Below are 22479 nucleotides of genomic sequence, written 5' to 3'. Positions count from 1 at the left end.
TTAAGCATGAAACTATTAATAAGTTCTCGGTTGATGATAAAAACCTTAGTCGCCAGTGCGCTTCTACTTGGCAGTGCCTGTGTTCAAGCCGAAATTGCCGTCGTGGTGCACCCTTCTAATACGTCAGAAATTAGCGCTGCGGATATTTCACGGATCTATTTAGGCAAACTCAAGTCTTTCCCCAGTGGTGGCACTGTCGTCGCACTCGATCAACCTGAAGGCACGCCCGCACGTGATGCCTTTGTTAAACAGATCCTTAATAAAACCGAGAGTCAGTTAAAAGCCTATTGGTCAAAACTTGTCTTTTCAGGCCAAGGTCAACCGCCCAAAGTCGTCGACTCCAGCGCTGAAATGCTCGCATTGATTGCCGCCAATCCCAATATGATCGGATTTGTTGACGTCAGCGAAGTAAACGACAGTGTGAAAGTGATCAGTAAGTTCTAACCCATACGGCATCATCCTTGTCCGCCTTAACCTGTGGCGGACAAGGTTTCCACTCAGCATTAGCGCGATATAAACAACAAACACACTATCAAATGGTGCTTGAACCCTCAGAGAGGGCTTATCCATTTTAAGAAAAAATAATCTCGATTTTTCAATATCCTGATTCAAACCTTAATTGGATAGACCAGCAGATCCAAATTTGCTGGTATACTCTTGCTAAAAATGTGCTGCTTGCATGAATTAGAGCATGAGAAGACATTTTATATGTCAATAAAACAATAGGTTAAAATGAAACTACTCAAACCTTTATTCGACAATAACCGCCGCTGGGCCGGACGTATACGCCAAGAAAATCCTGATTTTTTTGAACAATTAGCGAAACAGCAACATCCTGAATACCTGTGGATTGGCTGCTCAGATAGTCGCGTACCCTCAAACCAAATCATTGATCTTATGCCCGGTGAAGTCTTTGTTCACCGTAATATCGCCAACATGGTGATCCATACCGATCTTAACTGCTTATCTGTACTGCAATACGCCGTCGATGTGCTCAAGGTGAAGCATATTATGGTGGTGGGTCACTACGGCTGCGGTGGTGTGCGCGCGGCCATGGGTCAGCAACGCTTAGGACTCATCGATAACTGGCTCGGGCATTTACGTGATATCTATCGTATTTATCAAGAAGAATTACAACAGATGGACGAAGCCAAACGTTTTGATCGCCTGTGCGAGCTAAACGTGATTGAGCAGGTTGCTAATGTGACCAGTTCAACCATAGTGCAAGAAGCTTGGGATCGCGGCCAAGAAGTGGCGGTACACGGCTGGATTTACGGCATTGATAACGGTTTACTGACAGATTTAGATGTCACGGTTGACCGTGAACATGGTTTAGCCAATCCACGCTAACAGCCTGAATATAGGCTTTCAACCCTTAGCTGAGTGTCATCTATGCTCAGATAAAACCTGCCACTGTGCAGGTTTTTCTTTTTCCATGACAATTTTCAGCAATAAAACATCGCAAGGGTCTATTACGCCAGTTATAATCCGCCAGTTAATTGCAGGCGACCTATGCGCCACAAATTCTAAGGAGATACCTTCCATGCCCGGTTTTGAATTATTTGGTCCTGAAGAGAAGCAGGAAGTCGCTGACGTTATGGAAAACGGTTTTACCTTCCGTTACAACTTCGACCATATGCGTAATGATCGCTGGAAGACGCGCGATATGGAGCAACTACTTTGCGAGAAGATGAACGTGAAGCATGCTCATCTTTTATCAAGCGGTACTGCTGCGCTGCAAACGGCCATGATGGCTGCAGGCATTGGTGCTGGCGATGAAGTTATCGTGCCACCTTTTACCTTTGTAGCCTCAGTTGAAGCGATTTTTATGGCAGGCGCTATTCCGATTTTTGCCGAAATCGATGAGACATTGTGTTTATCTCCAGAAGGTATCGAAGCCGCGATTACCCCACGCACTAAAGCCATCAACTTAGTGCACATGTGCGGTTCTATGGCGAAGATGGACGAGATCAAAGCCGTCTGTAAAAAACATAACTTACTGATTTTAGAAGATGCTTGCCAAGCCATTGGTGGCAGCTACAAGGGCCAAGCACTAGGTACTATTGGTGATGTGGGTTGTTACTCATTCGATTCAGTCAAAACCATCACCTGTGGTGAAGGTGGCGCTGTGATCACTAACAACACAGAAATCTACAACAACGCGCATATGTTCTCCGATCACGGCCATGACCACATTGGTAAAGACCGCGGCGCTGAGTCACACCCTATCATTGGCTTGAACTTCCGTATTTCGGAAATGAACGCCGCCTTAGGTTTAGCGCAATTACGTAAACTCGATACCATTATCGATATCCAACGTAAAAACAAAAAGACCATTAAAGATGCGATGGCCGCTGCTATCCCAGATGTGACCTTCCGCCTGATCCCCGATCCAGAAGGCGACTCGGCTGGCTTCTTAACCTTTATGTTGCCAACCGAAGCGCGTACTATTGAAATCAGCAAAAAACTGGCTGAAAACGGCGTCGATGGCTGCTTCTACTGGTATGTAAACAACTGGCATTATTTGAAAAACTGGAAACACATTCAGGAGCTTAAGGCATCTGCTGCGTTGCCAATCACATTAATCGCCGACAGACCTGACTATACTCAAGTTTCTGTGCCTAAATCCGATGCCATTATGAGCCGCACCATTTCTATGCTCATCAAGTTGTCTTGGACCGATGCTCAGATCGCTGAGCGTATCGAAAACATCAAGAAAGCATTTGCCCAATAATTCTACGGGAGTTTGTTGCAATGAGTTTTAAGAATTTTAAAGTAGTTGAAAAAATGATCTTCGGCCGTGGCTCATTCGTCCAGTTGGATGAAGTGTTAGCTGCTGAACGTAAAACCGCCGACGACTTCGTGGTGTTTTTAGTCGATGACGTGCATCAAGGCAAAGCCCTTGAGGGCCGCATTCCAGCTAAAGCACAAGACATGATAATTTGGGTTAACGTTGATGAAGAGCCAAGCACAATTCAAATCGATGCCCTGACTGAACAAGTTCAAGCTTTCAATAGCAAACTGCCAGTGAGCGTCGTCGGTTTAGGTGGCGGTTCAACCATGGACGTAGCTAAAGCAGTATCGCTGATGCTGACAAACCCAGGTGGCTCTGCTATGTATCAAGGTTGGGACTTAATCAAGAACCCAGCGGTACACCACATTGGTATCCCAACGATTTCTGGTACTGGTGCAGAAGCGTCACGCACCGCCGTATTATGTGGTCCAGTACGTAAGCTAGGCCTGAACTCAGATTACACAGTATTCGATCAAATCATCATGGATTCTGAGTTAATCGAAGGCGTAGAAACGGACCAATGGTTCTATACAGGTATGGATTGCTATATCCACTGTGTTGAATCTTTACAAGGTACCTTCTTAAACGAGTTCTCTAAATCCTACGCTGAAAAAGCCATGGATTTATGTCGCCAAGTGTACTTAGACGACCACGTAGAAAAAGACGACAAGCTAATGATGGCGTCTTTCATGGGCGGAATGAGCATAGCTTATAGCCAAGTGGGTGCCTGTCATGCGGTTTCTTACGGTCTGTCCTATATCCTGGGTTACCACCACGGTATCGGCAACTGTATCGCCTTTGATGTGTTAGAAGAATTCTATCCAGAAGGTGTTGAAGAGTTCCGTCTGATGATGAAGAAACATAACATCACGCTGCCGAAGAACATCTGTAAAGATCTGCCAGACGAAACCATAGCAAAAATGGTTGCCGTGACTAAGAGCATGGGTCCACTATGGGCTAACGTTTACGGCGCGGGTTGGGAAGAGAAAGTCACAGATGAAATGTTGACTACGCTGTTCCGTCGTATCTAAGCTCTAACACATGTTAAAAGGGCTCAATTGTGAGCCCTTTTGTCTATATGCATTGTATATCTACACTGTATATCTTTGATAAAAGTAGGATAATTTGATGAATGTGACTCTGTTAATCCCGGCTCGTTACGGTTCAAGCCGCTTCCCGGGCAAACCCTTAGCCCCGATTAACGGCAAGCCAATGATCCAACACGTGTATGAACGCGCGTCGTTAGCCAAAGGCCTCACCAATATTTATGTCGCTACCGATGATGACCGCATTAAAGCGGCCGTTGAAGGTTTTGGCGGCAAAGTGGTCATGACCAGCCCAGATGCAGCCTCGGGTACAGATCGTATCAATGATGCAATAAACCAACTGGGCCTGAAAGATGACGACTTAGTGATCAACCTACAGGGTGATCAACCTCTTATTGACCCAACCTCTATCGAGCAAGTCATCAGCCTCTTCGAGCGTCACCCTGGTGAGTTTGAAATGGCCACCTTAGGCTTTGAAATCGTCAATAAAGCCGAGCTTGACGATCCTATGCATGTGAAGATGGTGTTCGATAACAACAACTACGCCTTGTATTTCTCTCGTTCACGTATTCCTTTTGGCCGCGATACTCAAGATTACCCCGTTTATAAGCACTTAGGTGTGTATGCTTATACACGCAAATTCGTACAGGCCTTCGCCGCCCTACCATTAGGTCGTCTAGAAGATCTGGAAAAACTCGAGCAATTACGTGCATTAGAGTACGGCCATAAGATCAAAATCGCCATTAGCGCCTTTGATTCTATTGAAGTGGATACGCCAGAAGACATTCGTAAATGTGAGCAACGCTTAGCGGTTGATTAATCGCCCGTTAGGTGTGCGCGAGTCAATTCGAAACAGGAGCTGAGTATGTCGACCTTAGAAGTCTGGATCATTATTATTTTGATCGTCGGTGTCATCGCCAGCAATCTTGCCGCGTTGAAATACAGTGCTAAGTTCAAATTGCCACAGTTCGGCCAACATAGTAAAGATAAGCAGATCAAGCCTTCGACAGCTGAGAATGACGCAGAAACGGCTTCAAATAAGCCAAGTTCTACAGAGTCAGAAGCCAATAAAGCTGATTGAGCCACCTAAGCACTAAAACCAATGGCGGCTTTTAAAGCGTGGTCTAAAGATGGCTCTTGAACACGCCTTTTAAAGACTGTGCTATAAACACTGAGCAATGACGTTCGCAAACATAGAAAAGGCGCCACAGGCGCCTTTTTTGTCTCTCAAATAACAAGCTAGCCAATGCCACTCATCAGCCTTAGGCTTTTTTCGCTGATGTGCGACTCAATGGCTGCTCCTCAAGGTGCGCCACTAAAAAGACTAAAAAGCGAAACAGGGATTTAATCTTAAGATCATAATTTTTATCGGGCTCTGCCGCGACTAACTTCTGCAGTGATTTGATTCTAGCGTAAGCATTCTCGACTAAAGCGTCGTTCTCTTTACCGACATATTTATTAAACTCGGCAAATTCACCAATAAATATCAGTGTCACTTTACGGTGATTTAACGCAGTGAGTGCTGCGCCCTCTTTCAGTTTTGCCTCAAAAATACTGCATTCTAAACCGCTGGCGATCGCACTTTGCGACAAACCGCTGCTTAAGGCATCGGCCAGAAAACCCAAATTGGCTTTTAACTCGAAGGCAATCGCCTGCTTACTGGCGCTCGATTGCTGCCAGCGACTGCGTTCCTTATCGAAAATATCGTATAGTTCTTTCCAAATGCTCATGCGCTTTGCCTACCTTGCACTGAATCGCTCCCTTCGTATATAGCACTCGACTTTTTTGAAATGCTAGCGTTGTTAATACTAACGTTTTTAATACTAGCGACTGAAAGTTATCATAAATTTAAGGTTTTCTGCATAGCGCTATGATAAATAATAAGTTAAATAATGGCCTAAAAGCACATTCACGCTAAAACTAAAATCTATATAAAAAAATGGCCCGAACGAGTCGGGCCAGAGTGCAAGCCATATTCACTGTGAGAGCCATGTGAAAACTGCCTGAGTGAGAAGCAAGCTCAGTGCAAACTCATGACTAACTCACTACTCATCTAATGACATATAAAGTTAAAGCGCTTGCGATTTTTTCGCGTTATTTTTCTCGGCGGCGAGTCGACGCTGCGCTTCTTTTTTCTCACGGCGCGCTTCAATCACTTGATTCACATCGCTACCGATATGCGCTTCATTACGGGCCTTAGCCAAATTCACTTGACGTTCACGCTCAACGAAACGTTTACGCTGCTCGTCAGAAATTTTATCGATACAATGTGGGCAACTGACACCTTGCACATAGGCAGGACTCTGTTTTTCAGCTTCGGTGATTGGCATACGGCAAGCATTACATTGATCGTATTGGCCTTTCTTCAAGTCATGGTTCACTGCAACGCGGTTATCGAATACGAAGCACTCGCCTTCCCACAGGCTTTCTTCCGCTTTGACTTCTTCGAGATATTTAAGAATACCACCTTCGAGATGATACACCTCGTCAAAGCCTTGCTCTTTTAAATAAGCAGTTGATTTCTCACAGCGAATACCGCCAGTACAGAACATGGCGACCTTCTTATGTTTAGCAGGATCAAGATTCTGCTTCACATATTCAGGGAATTCTCTGAAGGTTTCAGTCACAGGATTAATAGCATTTTTGAAAGTGCCGATTTGCACTTCATAGTCGTTACGGGTGTCGACTAAAATCACGTCCGGATCAGAAATCAGCGCATTCCAATCTTTAGGCTTCACATAGGTGCCAACCACTTTAAGTGGGTCAATACCTTCAACGCCCATAGTGACGATTTCGTTTTTCAGTTTGACTTTAGTGCGGTAGAACGGCATTTCATCGTCAAATGACAGCTTGTGAACGATATTGTCTAGGCCATTTTGGCTGTTGAGCCACACTAATAACGCTTCAATAGCTTCTTGAGTGCCAGCAACTGTGCCATTGATCCCTTCACTTGCGAGGAGCAGAGTGCCTTTGATCTCGGCCTGTTCCATCATAGCAAGCAATGGCGCTCGGATAGATTCAAAATGCGGTAACGACACGAATTTATATAACGCACATACGACAACTTTAGCCATAACACCCTCTTTGCTGGCTGGAACTTAATTTCCAGTGCATAAACAAATCAATCATCTGCAGCCTTGCTGCAGATCCCAAAAATAGCGCGGAATTCTACCTGAGTCACAGCAAGATAAACACAGATAAAATACAGGGTCTTTAATTCTTTACGCACAGTGGTGAGAAAAATCATTCTATGATGGCAAATTAAGCAGAAATCCCAGTATGAAAGCGTTACCATCTGCGCCCTTTGAACATTGCATGATTGGCACGCAACATTCGCATTAGCATACTCGCGTCGTCAATAAGCATGCATAAACATGCTGACGTCAGCTTTAGTCGCATCAACTTCCACGCATGGCGCCGCACAGTAGAGGAAATCCGAATGACGCTAGTCGTCTTATACACCTTCCGCCGTTGCCCCTATGCTATGCGAGCACGTTTGGGACTCTTGTTAGCCCAATGCAATGTTGAAGTCCGTGAAATCACCCTTAAAGCCAAACCACCACAAATGCTAGCTGCCTCACCTAAGGGTACTGTGCCGGTATTAGTGCTAGCAAACGGCGAGGTGATTGCCGAAAGTCTTGAGATCATGCGCTGGGCACTCACGCAAGCAGATCCCTTAGATCTATTGTGCCAGCAAAATCCTGCTATTGAAGATAAAATGGCACAGCTTATCGCGAAAAATGATCAGCAATTTAAACCATGGCTTGACCGCTATAAATATGCCGACCGTTACCCTGAGCAAACGCAAGCTTATTATTATCAGCAGGCGAGTCATTTCCTCCTGCAACTTGAAACATGCTTAGGGCAACACCCCTTTTTAGTCGCCGATACACCTCGCCTTGCCGACTACGCAATCGTACCTTTTGTACGCCAGTTCGCCGCAGTGGATCTTAAACGTGCACTTAGTGATGATTTTCCGCGAGTCGCCGCTTGGCTAAATCGACTTATTTCGAGTGAAATATTTATTCGTGCGATGGAAAAATATGTGATCTGGGACGCTAGCCATTCTCCAACTTGCTTGTTAGGAGACGTGTAAGCCAATAAGATTTAAAGATTATTTTTATTTTATGTTATAGCCATCGGTAAAATATTCGAGTAAGGTATTTGCCACTAGGTAACTAATTTAGCTAATCGTAGCTAGACAATCTTCTCAAGAAAAGTAACCACGCCTAAAGACTCAAGGACGTGAATGATAGAACACAAGGATAAGACAGTTGGAAAATATGGATATTAATATCGTTATTATGCTTGGGGGCCTGGTGCTATTGCATTGTCTATTTGCCCTTCGGGCCTTCAAAAGTAAAGTGGATCTCAGCACCAACAAAAAGTGCTTATGGTGCCTACTAAGTCTGATACTCGGCCCTATGGGTTATTATGGTTTTCACGGTTTTATTCCCCTAGATAGAATTCTCAAAGACTAAACGGTAAAACTGAATACCTTCAAAAAGCTAGTCATCCAATTGATTTACTTATCAAATTAAGACAAAAAATAGCGCAACCTTAAGCTGCGCTATTTTATGACCCAGTTTAATCAAACAAGGCATTCAGTTAACTACAAATGACTGTGCAACAATACCGAGTCATCAGGAACTTTTTGGATCACAGGTGCTTGCCCTTCAGCCAAGGCTTGTTTATAGCTTTGATTCATTTTAAGGGCGAGATACAAATCTGGCCGGATCAAAATACCACCTTCCCCTGTCTGCATACCCGCTTGCTCAAACCAACTCAGCATCTGCCGTTTACGTCCCGCAAGCACTAAACGAACGCCACGTTTTTTAAGCAGTTGATGCAAATCAGCCAACATGGCCATCACACTTAAATCCAAATGGGTAAAACAAGGCACTGCATCAATAATGATGCAATCGACCGGCTCAGATTCCCGAATAAACTTTTCCAGCAAACGGCGCTTAAAATACGTCGCATTAAAGTAAGTTAACGGCGAATTAAAGCGATATATAAATACTCCTGGAACCGATTTAGCTTTACCCGATTCATCGACACTACGGATAACGCCCTTATGATCTAAACCAAGCACTTGATCCGTAGGCCGCATCACAGTAGCGAGGAACTGGAATAAACCCAGTAATACAGCCAAGGTTATCCCAGGGATAACCCCAATAAACAACACAGAGAACAAAGTGATACAGGCAAGTAAAAAAGCAGACCTATCCCGCACTCGTAGATTCCACAGTGACTTTAAATCGATAAGCGAGATTGAGGCAATCACCAGCACCACACCTAAGGCGGCACTGGGGATGAACTTCAAAGGCGCAGTGAAAAATAGCGCCACAACACCAATCAATACCGCCGCAATGATAGACACTAACTGGCTCTTACCACCATTGGCATCATTAACCGCAGTGCGGGAATCCGCGCCGCTCACCGCAAAACCTTGAGATATGGCTGACGCTATATTGGCTATACCTAACGCCCTGAACTCTTTATCGGCATCTATATCGTAACCGTTTTTTGCCGCAAAGCTTCGAGCCGTCAACATCATGCTCACAAAGCTCACCATGGCTAAGTTAAGCGCTGGTACCACAAGCTCACGGGCGATACCTAAATCAAATACAGGCGCTTGGAATGAAGGTAATCCTGAGGTCACTTCTCCGACGACGCTAATATCAAAGCTCGTCAGGTTAAACACCCAAACAAGGAAAGCCGCCATCGCCATTGCGCACATAGAAGCAGGCCATTGGGGACGAAACCGTTTCACTAAGGCATAAGTCGCTAGCGTCACAATCCCCATAGTCAATGTCGGCCAATGGGTTTTGGATAAGTAGGAAGGCGCACCGCTGAGGCGTTCGATTAGATAACGCTCATCGAAGGTAAAACCGAAGATTTTTGAAAACTGTCCCACGATAATGGTAATTGCAACGCCATTAAGCAACCCCATCAAAATCGGCTTTGATAGAAAATCGGCGAGCACCCCCAGCCTAAAACGACTCGCAATCAAGCACCAAAAGCCCGTCATGGCCGTCATGGTCATCACTAACTGCCAGTGCTTCATGCTATCCCCTGCAGCTAGGGGCGTGACAACCGCGGCGATAACAGCACAAGTCGCCGCATCTGGACCCACGATTAATTGTTTTGAGGTGCCAAATAGTGCGTATACCAACATTGGTAATACGCAGGAATACAAACCCACGGCAGCATTCACACCAGTGAGCTGGGCATAAGCAATCGCTACGGGTAATGCCACAGCGGCAACGGATAAGCCTGCGCGCACATCATCCCTAAGCCATTGCTTTTCATATTGTAATAATTGCGCCAATCCCGGCATAAACGAAATCAAACTAGGGAACTTCACTCGGCAACCTCCATATACACACTATCAAGATAAGCAATAAGTATAACTGAGACTGAAAATGTTCAGCTAAAAGGTCATTACCTAAAAAGCCATCAATAGTATGTTGGTTATGGCATAAAGCCAATCATTACGCGAGTGTCTTCCTCAGAATATTTATAGGCTTAGGCACTTAATTCAAGCCAAGCTAGCGTAATATCATAGGTAATGACACTAAGAGCAAGCTGCCCATAAACCAATTAAAATGGCGCTTACGTCTATCGGTATTGAGTTTCTTACTGATCGCTGCACCGACAAATACCCAAGTAAATGATGCAGGAAATCCCACTATGTTGAACATTAATACGCCAAGAAACGCACTCAACCAAAAGCCATCGCCACTTAATGTAAAAGCGCTACACAGGGTAATCGTCGACATCCAAGATTTAGGGTTAATCCATTGAAATAATGCAGCTTCAATGAGCGTCATAGGTTTTCGTCCATCATCCAAATGCGTGCTCTGCACTGGCGACGTCACTAATTTGTACGCGAGATACAGCAAATATGCTAAAGCGAAATATTTCAATACTTGGTGCAATACCGGTAATGCTTCAAACAAGGTACCGAGGCCGAATAATACCGCAAGATGTAAAGAGGTCGAACCCAAGCGGATCCCTGCAATATGTGGCACGGTACGCAGCACACCAAAATGCGCTCCAGAGCTAGCTAAGAGAATATTGTTCGGTCCGGGAGTCATTGTCATCGTCGCGCAAAACAGCGCGGTCGAGGCCATTAAAGTCCATAATTGTGGATCATAAAGCAGTGCAGTATTCATATTTCCCTTAAATTGTACGCATACATTTGTTGACATAAAAAGATGCAATAAATAATATACGGAGAATATTAGAGATCAATGGATTTATTGTCATGGGTACAATCTGGACGCCAGACCTAACGACTTTTTCAGGCCCGAAATATCAGCGCTTAGTCAGTGCCATAGAACAAGGCATTTTGCAGAAGGTGTTAACCCAAGGCAGTAAACTGCCACCGCAGCGCCGTTTAGCTGATGCCTTAGGCATCACAATTGGCACTGTGACCCGCGCCTATGCATTGGCGGAACAAAGGGGTTACGTCGAAGCACGAGTGGGAGATGGCACCTATGTCAACGCCTCCCCTGTACCTGAAATGGGTAACGTACAATTGAATATGGCGACCTGTCAGCAGCCACTCACAGATCAAATCAGCACCCTAAGCGATTGCCTCAGCCAATTAGCGAAAGACCCCACTAAATTGAGTCAGTTACTCGGTTATCGCGCCAGTCCATTAGATCAACACCAACAAGTGTTCCACCAATGGTTAAACCAACGCGGCATACAGCAAACGCCCGAGCAACTGGTCTTTACCCATGGCGGCCAGCAAGCCATTTTTGCCTGTTTGAGCGCATTTTTATCAACAGGCGATGTACTGTTACACGAGCAATACAGTTATCCAGGCGTGAGAATTTGTGCTAAACAGCTTGGTGTCACTAGCGTTGGAGTGTCCCTTACCCACGAAGGATTAGATCTGCCGCGCTTTGAAGCCCTATTACAGATCCACAACCCTAAATTAGTCTATCTCACGCTGAATAATCAAAACCCCACTTGCATTCAGTACAGTGAATCACAGCGGCAGAAAATCCTTGAATTATCAGAGCAATATCAATTCTATATCATTGAAGATGACGTGAATTATTGTTTACCTGAAGAATGGCATTCACCCCTGTGGCAATTAGCAAAACAGCTGGCGATACCACGGGTGATTTATATTTCCAGCCTGTCAAAATTGTTTTCTGGCGGCTTAAGGCAAGGTTTTATTCTGGTTCCTGACCCCCTTATCGCCCAAGTGCGACTCGCTATTCATAGCCAATGCTGGATGGTGTCGCCGCTGAATATTGAAATAGCCTGTCAGTTGATAAAGAAAGGTCATATCACTGCAGAACGAGATACGCTCGTACGTCAACGCCAACGTCACTGTATCGCCATGGGCGAACGACTGGGATTAACCCAAACTTGGCGAGGGTTAAACGGTTGGATACAACTGCCAGAAGATATCAAAGCCCATCATCTCGTTACCGCACTGGCCGCAAAAGGCATATTAGTCCGTAATGGTGATGACTTTAATTGCCATGATAATTTTATCCGCTTGAGCCTTGGTGGCGCCGAAAACGACACTCAATTCAATCTCGCGGTTGAATGCATAGAATCGACCATACGTTCCTTAGTGCAAAATGCTTATTCAGTGGTGTAAAAGCGCTTAAAGACCATTAAGCTCTGCCAATTTTTATGCGCCATTTCAGATGAAGTTAATTCACACAAAATGGCGAATTTTGTAGAAGAGTGAATAAAAAAGCGCCAGTATAGCATACATGCTACTGGCGCTGGTGTTACTGACAAGCTTGATGAACTATCGGTGAGCCATTAGCTATAACTTACTAGTGCACCACTATTTAATTTTAAGTTGGTAAACACTTGTGGTGCCACTGACTTCATTGCCTATGATTAACAAAGGATTACCGTTAGGGCTTTTATCGGCACTGACAAATTTCATCCCTTCTGGTCCCAAATCACCCGCCAATGTTGCATCACCTTTGACTGCACCTGTAGCGGTATCGACAACGAAGTCAGCTTCAAAATCACGGTTCACAACATAGTCGACAAAATGCACATCAAAAGGATTAGTCACGTCATAGATCATAAAGCCAGAGGTACGTTCTAAACCAACAAAGGCATATAGTCGTTGACCAATTTGGCCTAGGGCTAAAGCTTCTGGCTCTGGCCCCTTGTCATCGCTGCGACTATCACCTTTATTTTCTTCGTTGTTATTGTTGAACTTATCCCCCAGTAGTGCGGCGGTAATACGTTCAAAATCACTGCCACTGTCAAACACTTGCTGACCATCAGCATTCCAAATCGAGAATGAACGAGCACCAAAGCTCACGACTTTGTCGTAGTCGCCATCCTTATCATCGTCCCCCATGCTCTTCGTTACCTTAAGACGCGCTAATTGGGTTTTATCTTTTGCGGCGGCAAATTGTGGGTGATTCGGGTCGAGCACTAAATCCCCTGCGCGGGCTTCTTCCGAAAAAGCCGCATAGTCACGGGAGTCACCTTCATTCGCAGTCACAATAAAGTCAGTGTTATTCCAACGGTAGCTAGCAAGGGTATCGGGTTGATACATACCGTACACCCCTGTGTAGCTTTGCAGGTTAACAAGATTATCTTTGTCACTCGCATCAATTTTATTCACACCAAGCCCGTAATCTTTGAGGCCTAGCGGTAAAATCTTCGAGACTTTCGCATTGGCGATATCAATCACGGCAATAGCATTGTTCTCTTGTAAACTGACAAATGCACGGCGGTTATCTTGGCTAATGGCGATATATTCAGGTTCTAAATCCTGCGCCACACTCGCCATTGGACCATTAATTTTAATGTCAGCGGTGATTTCACTTGCACGCGCACCGCCCTGATTAAACACACTAAAATCTATGATGGTCGCAGTAGCTGCGGGCTTACCGTCAGTAATCGCAATAAGCGCAACACTGCCTTCAGGATCTAAGGTATAAGCAGGATTAGGTTCGCCTTCATTGGCCACGAGTAAGGTTTTACCGTCGTGGGTGAACACCACATTATCGGGTAAAGCACCGACTTCGACGGCGCTGATAAACTGCGGAGCATCTGTGCCGTTAAGTTGATAAAAAGCCACAAAACCATTGGCTTGGGTTTTATTGCCTGCAGCGTCACCACGCTCAATGGCAGCCGCTAACAAGTTGCCTGAAATACTCACGCTGTTAACGCTACCCATAAAGGTTTGACCCACATCCTTAGCAACATCGAGTTCTGCTAATTTGTCGAGATTATTCAATGCTAAAGGATCTGTGGCGTTTGATGAAGTCGCTAATAAGCTGCCATCGATAATATCAACTTTGCCGCTGATCGCATTAACCACAAAAATACGGTTTGAAGCACTATGATATTCAACAATTTCGGCGGCACTTAAGCCATAAACGCCAGTCTGATGACGACCAATTAACTCAGCTTTTAAGCTTGCAGTTTGTGGCTGGCAAACATATTGGGTTTGCGCGACTGCAATTTCACTGTTATCCAATTGTCCATTATGGTTGGCATCTAATCCGGTATCGATACGCTGACCACCAGCGGGACAATTTGCATCACCGATAGTTAATACGGTCACTTTAACCAGTGAATTTAAGCCGTTGTCGCCTTTATCACCTGCTGCGCCATCATCACCGCTGCAAGCACCGAGTAATAAGCTCGCCATAATGGCGGCTGCAAGCGGGAGTCGTTGTGTTTTCATCGTGTCATTCCTGAATATTTTATTTTTAGTAGGGTGAAGCTAAAGCCCACTAAATTAGTCAGCATAAAAGACACCTAGATGACAAAGCAGTGACACTCAGATGACAACTAACACTTTTGAATGAAGCATATTGGAGGATAACGGCTCGAGCCGCCAAGGTTATGCCTCGATTATCGAGACTTGCTACTTAGTTACAATTTAATCGGTAAAATACGGTAAAGAAATCATCGCAAAGATTGGTTTATTTGTCCTAGCGCTTTACTATGCTATTGCTTAATGCCTTACCGTGAAAATTGATCGAAGCACAATTCACTTTCCCCCAAACACTGCCAATTAGTGCAAGATGCTGGCTAAAAATGGACGGATTAGAGTGAATTGTCCTAGTACAATTTAAACCACGCCGCATAACCCTGAGAAATACGCTTTCAATTCTTTCGCCACCCGAGGTAACAGTGGACCCACAATCACAACCTTCTGCCCATAACGGTAGACGTATACCGAATTTAGCACTGCTTATTCCCATGCTAGCGGCGATTGTCGCGATCACACCATTGGCCATCGACATGTACTTACCTGCGATGTCGACATTGGCCCTTAGTTTTCATACCGATATCACAACAGTGCAACAGTCCCTGAGTATCTACTTAGCAGGTTATGCACTGGGCATGTTGTGTTTCGGTCCCTTAGCTGACCGCATTGGCCGTCGCCCTATGGTGATAATGGGGCTGAGTGGCTTTATGCTAACCAGTTTACTGATTGGTTTTGCTGGTCAAGTCGAAGTCTTTCTTGGGCTACGCTTTTTGCAGGCCTTTATCGGCGCAGCAGCGACTGTGGTGGTGCCGGGATACATCAAAGAAGTCTATGGCGACAATACCGCCAAAGGTATGTCTTACGTGAGTTTAATCATGATGTTAGCGCCATTACTGGCACCTAGCATTGGCAGCGTGATCCTCGAGCTCGGTGATTGGCATTTAATCTTCTTCATTCAATCTGCCTATGCCGCAACCCTGTTATTACTCGTGCTGTTTGCGCTAAAAATGCCCAGCGATAAAGATATGGATACTCGCAGCCAAAAATCGTTTCTTGGTGCCTATGCGACCGTATTTTCCCGACCTGGCGTTAAGTTGAACATTGCCAGCGGCGTGTTAACGTCTTTTGCGTTTTTCTGTTATCTCACCGCATCACCCTTCGTTTATATGGAAGTCTTTGCCTTAGATAAATCCTATTTTGCCATCTTGTTTAGCACCAACGTTGGCGCCTTGATGTTGGCCAATATCATTAATACTCGCATTGTCGGCCGCTATGGTTCGCTGCGTATGTTGCACGTATCGACCTTTTTTGGCGCTATTGCGGGAGCTGGTTTATTAACCGTCAACCTACTGGATATGAGCTATCATTTTACCGTGATCATGCTTATTCCTTTGATGGGCAGCCTAGGGGTGATGTCGGTCAACGCCGATGCGATAGTGCTGATGAAGTTCAAACAAGAAACCGGAACGGCAACGGCGGTTATTGGCACCTTAAGATTTGGCTGTGGCGCGTTAGCGGGGCCATTATTAGCGGTGTTCTATGATGGCACAGCAGTGCCCTTCTCTGCCCTCATGTTAGGCTCTATTGTGTTAGTCGGTATTTGCCAATTTAATCGTCCAAAGCATCAAATACAGCCGACGATTTAAGGATCTATTTTTAAGAAATCATGGATGCCAATGCCACATCGGCAACACATGTTTGATCGCGTGAAAACAGCGCATTGGCTTTTTGTAGCAAATAAGTAATATTTAATCGCAACAGTTAAGTATCTGCTTATCTAACGTCCCACACCAAAACGGCACTTTTAGTGCCGTTTTTGCTTTTTAAGCATCTAACAATCTGAAAAATATAAAATAAGCCCATAAATCAGCCTAGATTACTTAGCGATTCCAGCAAGTTATCCAGCCATTCAAACGTGAAATTGTTTCAAGTTGGTTATTTTTTACATAAAAGGCTTGAAATGTTGTTTTTTTTGAATATGATGAAATTCTGTTCATTGCAACAGTTGCTGCATCCTAAGGATGAATCACTTGTCTTCTACGAAGTCAGTTCAGCATTTCGGAGTCTGAATTACCCTTCAGGCTTAATTTTTAGAGCGATTACCGTCGCTGTAACAAAATACTGTTTACCGTAACGGTACTATGCAATAGGAGTTCCACATGGAGATGTTATCCGGCGCCAGCATGATAGTGCGTTCTTTGATTGATGAAGGCGTAAAGCACATTTTTGGCTATCCTGGCGGTTCAGTTTTAGATATCTACGATGCCCTGCACGTTATCCCAGGTATTGAACACATACTCGTTCGCCACGAACAAGCCGCCGTACACATGGCCGATGGCTACGCCCGTGCTACGGGTAAAGTGGGCGTGGTATTAGTCACTTCAGGACCCGGTGCCACCAACGCGATTACCGGTATTGCCACCGCCTATATGGACTCTATTCCCCTCGTGGTATTATCGGGTCAAGTACCGAGCAACCTTATCGGTAATGACGCCTTCCAAGAATGCGATATGATCGGCATCTCTCGTCCAGTGGTCAAACATAGCTTTTTAGTTAAAGATCCCACTCAAATCCCTGAAACGATAAAAAAAGCCTTTTATATTGCCTCTACCGGCCGTCCTGGGCCTGTGGTCGTCGACCTGCCAAAAGATTGCTTAAACCCAGCGCTGCTGCACGAATATATTTATCCCGAAAGCGTGAAAATGCGCTCATACAACCCGACAACCTCGGGGCATAAAGGACAGATCCGTCGTGGACTACAGGCACTATTAGCGGCTAAAAAGCCTGTGCTCTATGTCGGTGGCGGCGCCATTATCTCGGGTTGTGATAAGCAAATTTTACAATTAGCTGAGAGATTGAATATTCCCGTGGTCAGCACACTTATGGGACTCGGGGCTTTTCCAAGTACCCACAAAAACAGCCTAGGCATGCTAGGGATGCACGGTCGCTACGAAGCCAACATGACTATGCATAACTGCGATTTGATCTTCGGTATTGGTGTGCGCTTCGACGATAGAACCACTAATAATGTGGAAAAATATTGCCCGAACGCGACCATTTTGCACATAGATATCGATCCCTCGTCTATTTCAAAAACTATCCACGTCGACATTCCCATCGTAGGGTCGGCCGACAGTATTTTAGACAGCATGTTGACACTGTTAGATGAATCGAACGAGCACAATGACAACGATGCCATTGCCACTTGGTGGAATGATATTGAGCAATGGCGCGGCCGCGATTGTCTGGCCTATGACAAAAACAGTGGTCGCATCAAACCACAGCAAGTGATTGAAACCTTGTATAAGCTGACCAATGGCGATGCCTATGTCGCCTCTGATGTTGGCCAGCACCAGATGTTTGCCGCCTTGTACTATCCGTTCGATAAGCCGCGCCGCTGGATCAACTCAGGGGGTCTAGGCACCATGGGGTTCGGCCTACCCGCCGCAATGGGGGTTAAAATGGCGATGCCTGATGCCACGGTTGTCTGTGTCACGGGTGATGGTTCAATCCAGATGAACATTCAAGAGCTTTCGACCGCGCTGCAATATGATACGCCGGTTAAAATTATCAACTTAAACAATCGTTTCCTTGGCATGGTTAAACAATGGCAGGACATGATTTACTCTGGCCGTCACTCACATTCCTATATGGATTCAGTACCCAATTTTGCCCAAATTGCCGATGCCTATGGCCATGTAGGTATGACGATAAGCGATCCCGCCGAACTTGAGTCAAAAATGGCAGAAGCGCTGGCGATGAAAGACAGACTGGTCTTTATCGACATCATGGTGGATGAAACTGAGCACGTGTATCCTATGCTGATCCGCGGCGGTGCGATGAATGAAATGTGGCTGACTAAGACGGAGAAATGCTAATGCGTCGAATTATATCTGTATTATTAGAAAACCAATCCGGCGCCCTATCTCGTGTGGTCGGTTTGTTTTCGCAGCGCGGTTATAACATTGAAAGTTTAACAGTGGCGCCAACGGACGATATCACACTGTCGCGGCTTAACATCACGGTCGTTGCCGACGAAATGGTGTTAGAGCAAATAGAGAAGCAGCTACATAAACTCATCGATGTGTTAAAAGTTTCGAATATTACCGAGTCTGCTTATATTGAACGCGAATTAGCCCTTATCAAGGTCCGCGCCCAAGGCGAGTTTAGGGAAGAAGTTAAACGGATGGCGGACATTTTCCGCGGCCAAATTGTCGATGTCACCGCCAATTTATATACCATCCAAATGGTCGGCACATCAGAGAAACTCGATGCGTTTATCCATGCTCTAGGTGAAGTGACTAAATTGGTCGAAGTCTCTCGCTCCGGCGTGGTGGGTTTGGCTCGCGGCGAAAAGGCCATGAAAGCGTAACTTTCTCACGGAAATCTCGTGGACATTTTTTGCGTAAACACAAAAACATCAAGGGGAGCATTATGCTCCCCTTGTTTTTAGGTGGTTACCGCAGTGTCAATTATGACTGGCTGTCTAGCAAGCGCGATGAAGTGATCTCGATTTTGCGTGGTTTCAACGCTTCAGGGATTTCACGCACTAAATCAATATTGAGTAAGCCATTTTCTAAACTTGCGCCGAGCACAGTGACATAGTCTGCCAGTTGGAAAGTGCGCTCAAAACCGCGTTCCGCTATGCCTTGGTATAAATATTTACGCTCGGTTTGGCTTTCAGCTTTATTGCCTTTCACCAGTAATTTCTCACCTTCACTGCTGATCTCAAGTTCATTCATTGAGAATCCGGCCACGGCCATAGTAATGCGATAGCGATTTTCGCCTAATAATTCAATGTTATATGGGGGATAGCCAGTATTGCCATTATTAGCGGCGGCATGTTCTGCCAGCTGAGCTAAACGGTCAAAACCAATGGCACTACGGTACAGGGGAGCTAGATCATAATTACGCATATTCATATCCTTGTCTTAAGCAATATGGAGAATTGGCGGACGGTTTTCACGATGAAAACGCTTGCAGAGTCTGCCGAGTTAAATCTTCTGTCCTTACGGCACAGAATTCACACTAGGATCCTCATAGAGCGATCCTGAAATAGATATAAGGACGGAAGGGAAAATTTCAAGCAAGAAAATTTAAAAAATGCGCAGAATTTAACAAGACCAATAAAAAAGGAGCCTAGGGCTCCTTTTTCAGTCTTAGCATCGAATTAACGAGTGCGTGGACACAGTTCTTCAGCACTGAAGAAGTAAGCAATTTCACGAGCAGCAGATTCAACGGCGTCAGAGCCATGAGCTGCGTTTTCGTCGATGCTTTCTGCGAAATCGGCACGGATAGTACCTGGAGCCGCTTGAGCTGGGTTAGTTGCACCTAAAATTTCACGGTGAGCTAAAACAGCGTTTTCGCCTTCTAATACTTGGACCATGATTGGACCAGAAGTCATGAATGCAACCAGAGCACCGAAGAAACCGCGCTCGCTATGCTCAGCATAGAAACCTTCGGCTTGTTCTTTAGTCAGGTGAAGCATTTTAGCTGCAACGATCTTAAGACCAGCAGTTTCAAAACGATTGTAGATAGCACCGATGTGGTTTTTTGCAACAGCATCTGGCTTGATAATAGAAAATGTGCGTTCGATCGCCATAATAACTAGCTTCCTTTGTCAGCAAGTTTAAAAAATTCGCGCGGATTATACGAAATTTAAAAGCTAAATCCTATCTTTATAGCAAATTAGTCTGAGATATTGCGCACATTCGCTTTATTCGTAATCAGCTTGATCACGCAAAATACCCCGCTAGGAGGATAAATCCTTAGCAGGGTTCATTAACTCATTAAAAAATGGGATTATTTTTTGTTTTTTGCCCAAATACCAGCCCATGCAATTAAAGCGACTAAAATGACTGCGGGAGCAAGATCTAACAAGTGATGGAATAAACCAACACCGCCATGACCTGGATGAGCCCAAGCCATTGAAGGGACAAGCATACATAACAATACAAGCAAAAGTTTCATGTGAACATCCTTGCAGTTGCGATAATAAAGTTAAGCCATATAAATGCCTTAACCAATATACAACAAATTACGATATCCACTGAAAATGAACTTGACTGTGATCAAACTCTCGCCAAATATTCTCTGCGCCACTGCAAATACGTGAGATAAATCACCTTAGTTAATCTTCTGAAGGACAAGATGCCTCACATAAAAAGCCGGACTACAACTGTGCTCACTACTTTTCATCAATCCAACACTGCTGAATTGCTTCCAGTATTTTTTCATTGCAATGCTTAGGATCATCAGCAAAATCATTCAAAGCTAACACCCACTCATACAGTTGGGTGAAATGCAGTTGAGTAGGATTAACCTCTGGGTGTGCTTCGAGTAATTCCAACGCAATATCTAACGAATCTATCCAAGTTAATGTCATCGTTTTCCCCTATTCGGTTCGCTTGAATGGGTAAGCTAGTGCTTAACGCCGTTACCCATAAGGAGGTGAATCAAGTGTTGATATTCCGTAGTCAATACTCGACACCAAGGGTGCTAACCCTGTGCTTGCGTCACCTTTTTTACTTTAATCGCATTTTTTTCAACAAAATCAATAATAGCACCCGCCACATCTTTCGTGGTGGCGCCTTCAATCCCCTCAAGCCCTGGTGAGGAGTTCACTTCCATGATCACTGGACCGTGGTTTGAGCGTAACAAATCAACCCCTGCCACATTCAATCCCATCGTCTTCGCCGCACGAATAGCTACAGAGCGCTCTTCAGGAGTCAGTTTGACTAAACTCGCCGTGCCACCACGGTGCAAATTAGAGCGAAACTCACCGGGCATAGCTTGACGTTTCATGGCGGCAATCACTTTATCGCCGAGCACAAAACAGCGAATGTCTGCGCCGTTGGCTTCTTTGATATATTCCTGCACCATGATGTTGGCTTTAAGGCCCATAAAGGCTTCAATCACACTCTCAGCCGCTTTGCGGGTCTCGGCTAATACCACGCCAATGCCTTGGGTGCCTTCGAGTAATTTAATCACCAGAGGCGCGCCACCCACCATATCAATTAAGTCTGGAATATCACTCGGTTTATTGGCAAAACCGGTAATAGGCAAACCAATACCGCGGCGTGACATCAGCTGCATAGAACGCAATTTGTCCCGTGAGCGGGAAATTCCAACTGAATCATTTAAGGCATAGACGCCCATCATCTCAAATTGGCGCAACACCGCCGAACCATAAAAGGTAATCGACGCCCCAATACGGGGGATCACGGCATCAAATCCAGGTAACTCTCGCCCGCCAATGTGGATACTCGATTGCCGCATGTTGATATTCATATAACATTCAAGGGGATTGATTACGTGTACTTCATGACCACGTAATTGAGCCGCTTCAACGAGTCGCTTCGTTGAATATAACTCTGGCCCTTGCGATAAAATCGCTATTCTCATTTGGTCTCCGGCAACCATTAATTTTGAGCGCATAATACGCCTGCGCAAGGATAAATCAAACAACTAGAGGCATAGACAAGATTAGTTGCACAAATGCTCAACGCCAAAAGCAAAAAACCAGTCACGTGGACTGGTTTTAATCATTATCGAAGCAATATTAATTGCCTTCGCTAACCATGTTAACCGTGTATTTAGGGATCTCAATCACCATGTCAGTGTCGACCACTTTAGCCTGACAAGATAGACGGCTTTCGGGCTCGAGTCCCCATGCTTTGTCTAACATGTCATCTTCTAGCTCATCACTTGGCTCAAGATCATTAAAGCCTTCACGCACGATACAGTGACACGTCGTGCAAGCACAGGACTTTTCACAGGCATGCTCGATATTGATGCCATTACGCAGCGCAACATCGAGAATGGTCTCACCAACATTCGCCTCAAGCACAGCGCCATCAGGGCACAACTCGGCATGGGGAAGAAAGACTAATTGGGGCATTACATCA

Annotated in this window: 24 protein-coding genes; 12 read left to right on the top strand and 12 right to left on the bottom strand. The window is 45.1% G+C overall.

Features of this window, described 5'->3' with window-relative positions:
• Window positions 1-6 precede the first annotated feature (6 nt).
• The 6 genes from L5M29_RS08320 to L5M29_RS08295 all read left to right on the top strand — a co-directional run bounded on the left by L5M29_RS08320 (window position 7) and on the right by L5M29_RS08295 (window position 4921).
• Window positions 7-444, top strand: a complete 438-nt coding sequence (locus tag L5M29_RS08320; protein ID WP_028760063.1) for a phosphate ABC transporter substrate-binding protein — start codon at window positions 7-9, stop codon at window positions 442-444.
• A gap of 288 nt (window positions 445-732) precedes the next feature.
• A complete protein-coding gene (gene can / locus L5M29_RS08315; protein ID WP_028760064.1) occupies window positions 733-1350 on the top strand; it encodes a carbonate dehydratase in 618 nt (205 codons plus the stop codon).
• A gap of 193 nt (window positions 1351-1543) precedes the next feature.
• Complete coding sequence (gene kdnA / locus L5M29_RS08310; RefSeq protein WP_263167274.1) at window positions 1544-2734, top strand: 8-amino-3,8-dideoxy-alpha-D-manno-octulosonate transaminase KdnA; 1191 nt, start codon at window positions 1544-1546, stop codon at window positions 2732-2734.
• 20 nt (window positions 2735-2754) lie between these two features.
• Window positions 2755-3825 (top strand): 3-deoxy-alpha-D-manno-octulosonate 8-oxidase KdnB, encoded by a 1071-nt coding sequence (gene kdnB, locus L5M29_RS08305; RefSeq protein WP_263167271.1) that lies wholly within the window; start codon window positions 2755-2757, stop codon window positions 3823-3825.
• 97 nt (window positions 3826-3922) lie between these two features.
• Entirely contained in the window at window positions 3923-4660 is a 738-nt protein-coding gene (gene kdsB / locus L5M29_RS08300) for an 8-amino-3,8-dideoxy-manno-octulosonate cytidylyltransferase KdsB (protein WP_012197229.1), read from the top strand.
• A gap of 45 nt (window positions 4661-4705) precedes the next feature.
• Window positions 4706-4921, top strand: a complete 216-nt coding sequence (locus L5M29_RS08295; RefSeq protein WP_263167268.1) for a DUF2897 family protein — start codon at window positions 4706-4708, stop codon at window positions 4919-4921.
• A gap of 181 nt (window positions 4922-5102) precedes the next feature.
• Here L5M29_RS08295 and L5M29_RS08290 read toward each other — a convergent pair whose 3' ends face one another.
• The 3 genes from L5M29_RS08290 to L5M29_RS08280 all read right to left on the bottom strand — a co-directional run bounded on the left by L5M29_RS08290 (window position 5103) and on the right by L5M29_RS08280 (window position 7135).
• Window positions 5103-5570, bottom strand: a complete 468-nt coding sequence (locus L5M29_RS08290; RefSeq protein ID WP_263167265.1) for a hypothetical protein — start codon at window positions 5568-5570, stop codon at window positions 5103-5105.
• Window positions 5571-5909: 339 nt separating this feature from the next.
• Window positions 5910-6914, bottom strand: a complete 1005-nt coding sequence (locus tag L5M29_RS08285; protein WP_263167262.1) for a rhodanese-related sulfurtransferase — start codon at window positions 6912-6914, stop codon at window positions 5910-5912.
• Window positions 6915-6961: 47 nt separating this feature from the next.
• On the bottom strand, window positions 6962-7135 hold the full coding sequence (locus L5M29_RS08280) for a hypothetical protein (RefSeq protein WP_198573292.1): 174 nt from the start codon (window positions 7133-7135) through the stop codon (window positions 6962-6964).
• Window positions 7136-7279: 144 nt separating this feature from the next.
• Between L5M29_RS08280 and L5M29_RS08275 the strand changes: the two genes are divergently transcribed.
• Together L5M29_RS08275 and L5M29_RS08270 are read left to right on the top strand one after the other, a co-directional pair.
• A complete protein-coding gene (locus L5M29_RS08275; protein ID WP_263167259.1) occupies window positions 7280-7936 on the top strand; it encodes a glutathione S-transferase in 657 nt (218 codons plus the stop codon).
• Between the two features lie 187 nt (window positions 7937-8123).
• Complete coding sequence (locus L5M29_RS08270; RefSeq protein WP_028760072.1) at window positions 8124-8321, top strand: hypothetical protein; 198 nt, start codon at window positions 8124-8126, stop codon at window positions 8319-8321.
• A 131-nt stretch (window positions 8322-8452) separates the two neighbouring features.
• On the opposite strand, the gene L5M29_RS08265 is transcribed toward L5M29_RS08270, so the two are convergent.
• Complete coding sequence (locus L5M29_RS08265; protein WP_105252613.1) at window positions 8453-10210, bottom strand: SulP family inorganic anion transporter; 1758 nt, start codon at window positions 10208-10210, stop codon at window positions 8453-8455.
• A 184-nt stretch (window positions 10211-10394) separates the two neighbouring features.
• Window positions 10395-11021 (bottom strand): LysE family translocator, encoded by a 627-nt coding sequence (locus L5M29_RS08260; protein WP_028760074.1) that lies wholly within the window; start codon window positions 11019-11021, stop codon window positions 10395-10397.
• Window positions 11022-11113: 92 nt separating this feature from the next.
• Here L5M29_RS08260 and L5M29_RS08255 point away from each other — a divergent pair, with 92 nt between their 5' ends.
• The gene (locus L5M29_RS08255) at window positions 11114-12472 is read left to right on the top strand and encodes a PLP-dependent aminotransferase family protein (protein WP_263167257.1); all 1359 of its coding nucleotides are present in this window, start codon (window positions 11114-11116) and stop codon (window positions 12470-12472) included.
• 195 nt (window positions 12473-12667) lie between these two features.
• Here the strand turns inward: L5M29_RS08255 and L5M29_RS08250 are convergent, their stop codons facing one another.
• Complete coding sequence (locus L5M29_RS08250) at window positions 12668-14542, bottom strand: choice-of-anchor I family protein (protein ID WP_263167256.1); 1875 nt, start codon at window positions 14540-14542, stop codon at window positions 12668-12670.
• A 452-nt stretch (window positions 14543-14994) separates the two neighbouring features.
• Between L5M29_RS08250 and L5M29_RS08245 the strand changes: the two genes are divergently transcribed.
• From L5M29_RS08245 to ilvN, 3 genes are all read left to right on the top strand, one after another.
• The gene (locus L5M29_RS08245) at window positions 14995-16218 is read left to right on the top strand and encodes a multidrug effflux MFS transporter (protein WP_168827502.1); all 1224 of its coding nucleotides are present in this window, start codon (window positions 14995-14997) and stop codon (window positions 16216-16218) included.
• 513 nt (window positions 16219-16731) lie between these two features.
• On the top strand, window positions 16732-18450 hold the full coding sequence (locus L5M29_RS08240) for an acetolactate synthase 3 large subunit (protein WP_263167254.1): 1719 nt from the start codon (window positions 16732-16734) through the stop codon (window positions 18448-18450).
• The gene (ilvN, locus tag L5M29_RS08235) at window positions 18450-18944 is read left to right on the top strand and encodes an acetolactate synthase small subunit (protein WP_028759823.1); all 495 of its coding nucleotides are present in this window, start codon (window positions 18450-18452) and stop codon (window positions 18942-18944) included. The genes L5M29_RS08240 and ilvN overlap by 1 nt, the downstream gene beginning before the upstream one ends.
• A gap of 100 nt (window positions 18945-19044) precedes the next feature.
• On the opposite strand, the gene L5M29_RS08230 is transcribed toward ilvN, so the two are convergent.
• From L5M29_RS08230 to fdx, 6 genes are all read right to left on the bottom strand, one after another.
• A complete protein-coding gene (locus tag L5M29_RS08230) occupies window positions 19045-19488 on the bottom strand; it encodes an Hsp20 family protein (protein ID WP_028759822.1) in 444 nt (147 codons plus the stop codon).
• Window positions 19489-19742: 254 nt separating this feature from the next.
• Complete coding sequence (gene ndk, locus L5M29_RS08225) at window positions 19743-20174, bottom strand: nucleoside-diphosphate kinase (RefSeq protein WP_011789197.1); 432 nt, start codon at window positions 20172-20174, stop codon at window positions 19743-19745.
• A gap of 200 nt (window positions 20175-20374) precedes the next feature.
• Window positions 20375-20542: a hypothetical protein gene (locus L5M29_RS08220; protein WP_081729028.1), complete on the bottom strand. Its 168-nt coding sequence runs from the start codon at window positions 20540-20542 to the stop codon at window positions 20375-20377.
• A 217-nt stretch (window positions 20543-20759) separates the two neighbouring features.
• Window positions 20760-20957 carry a Fe-S cluster assembly protein IscX gene (iscX, locus tag L5M29_RS08215; protein WP_028759821.1) on the bottom strand — a complete coding sequence of 66 codons (198 nt, stop codon included), beginning with the start codon at window positions 20955-20957 and terminating at the stop codon, window positions 20760-20762.
• A 113-nt stretch (window positions 20958-21070) separates the two neighbouring features.
• Window positions 21071-21976, bottom strand: a complete 906-nt coding sequence (gene rimK, locus L5M29_RS08210) for a 30S ribosomal protein S6--L-glutamate ligase (RefSeq protein WP_263167252.1) — start codon at window positions 21974-21976, stop codon at window positions 21071-21073.
• Between the two features lie 157 nt (window positions 21977-22133).
• Window positions 22134-22472, bottom strand: a complete 339-nt coding sequence (gene fdx, locus L5M29_RS08205; protein WP_006081852.1) for an ISC system 2Fe-2S type ferredoxin — start codon at window positions 22470-22472, stop codon at window positions 22134-22136.
• Window positions 22473-22479: the final 7 nt, after the last annotated feature.

The organism is Shewanella sp. SM95 (genome assembly GCF_025653595.1).
GTDB classification, from domain to species: Bacteria; Pseudomonadota; Gammaproteobacteria; order Enterobacterales; family Shewanellaceae; genus Shewanella; species Shewanella oncorhynchi.
The sequence above is the reverse complement of the archived record's forward strand: the minus strand, read 5'-3'. Positions and strand labels throughout refer to the sequence as shown.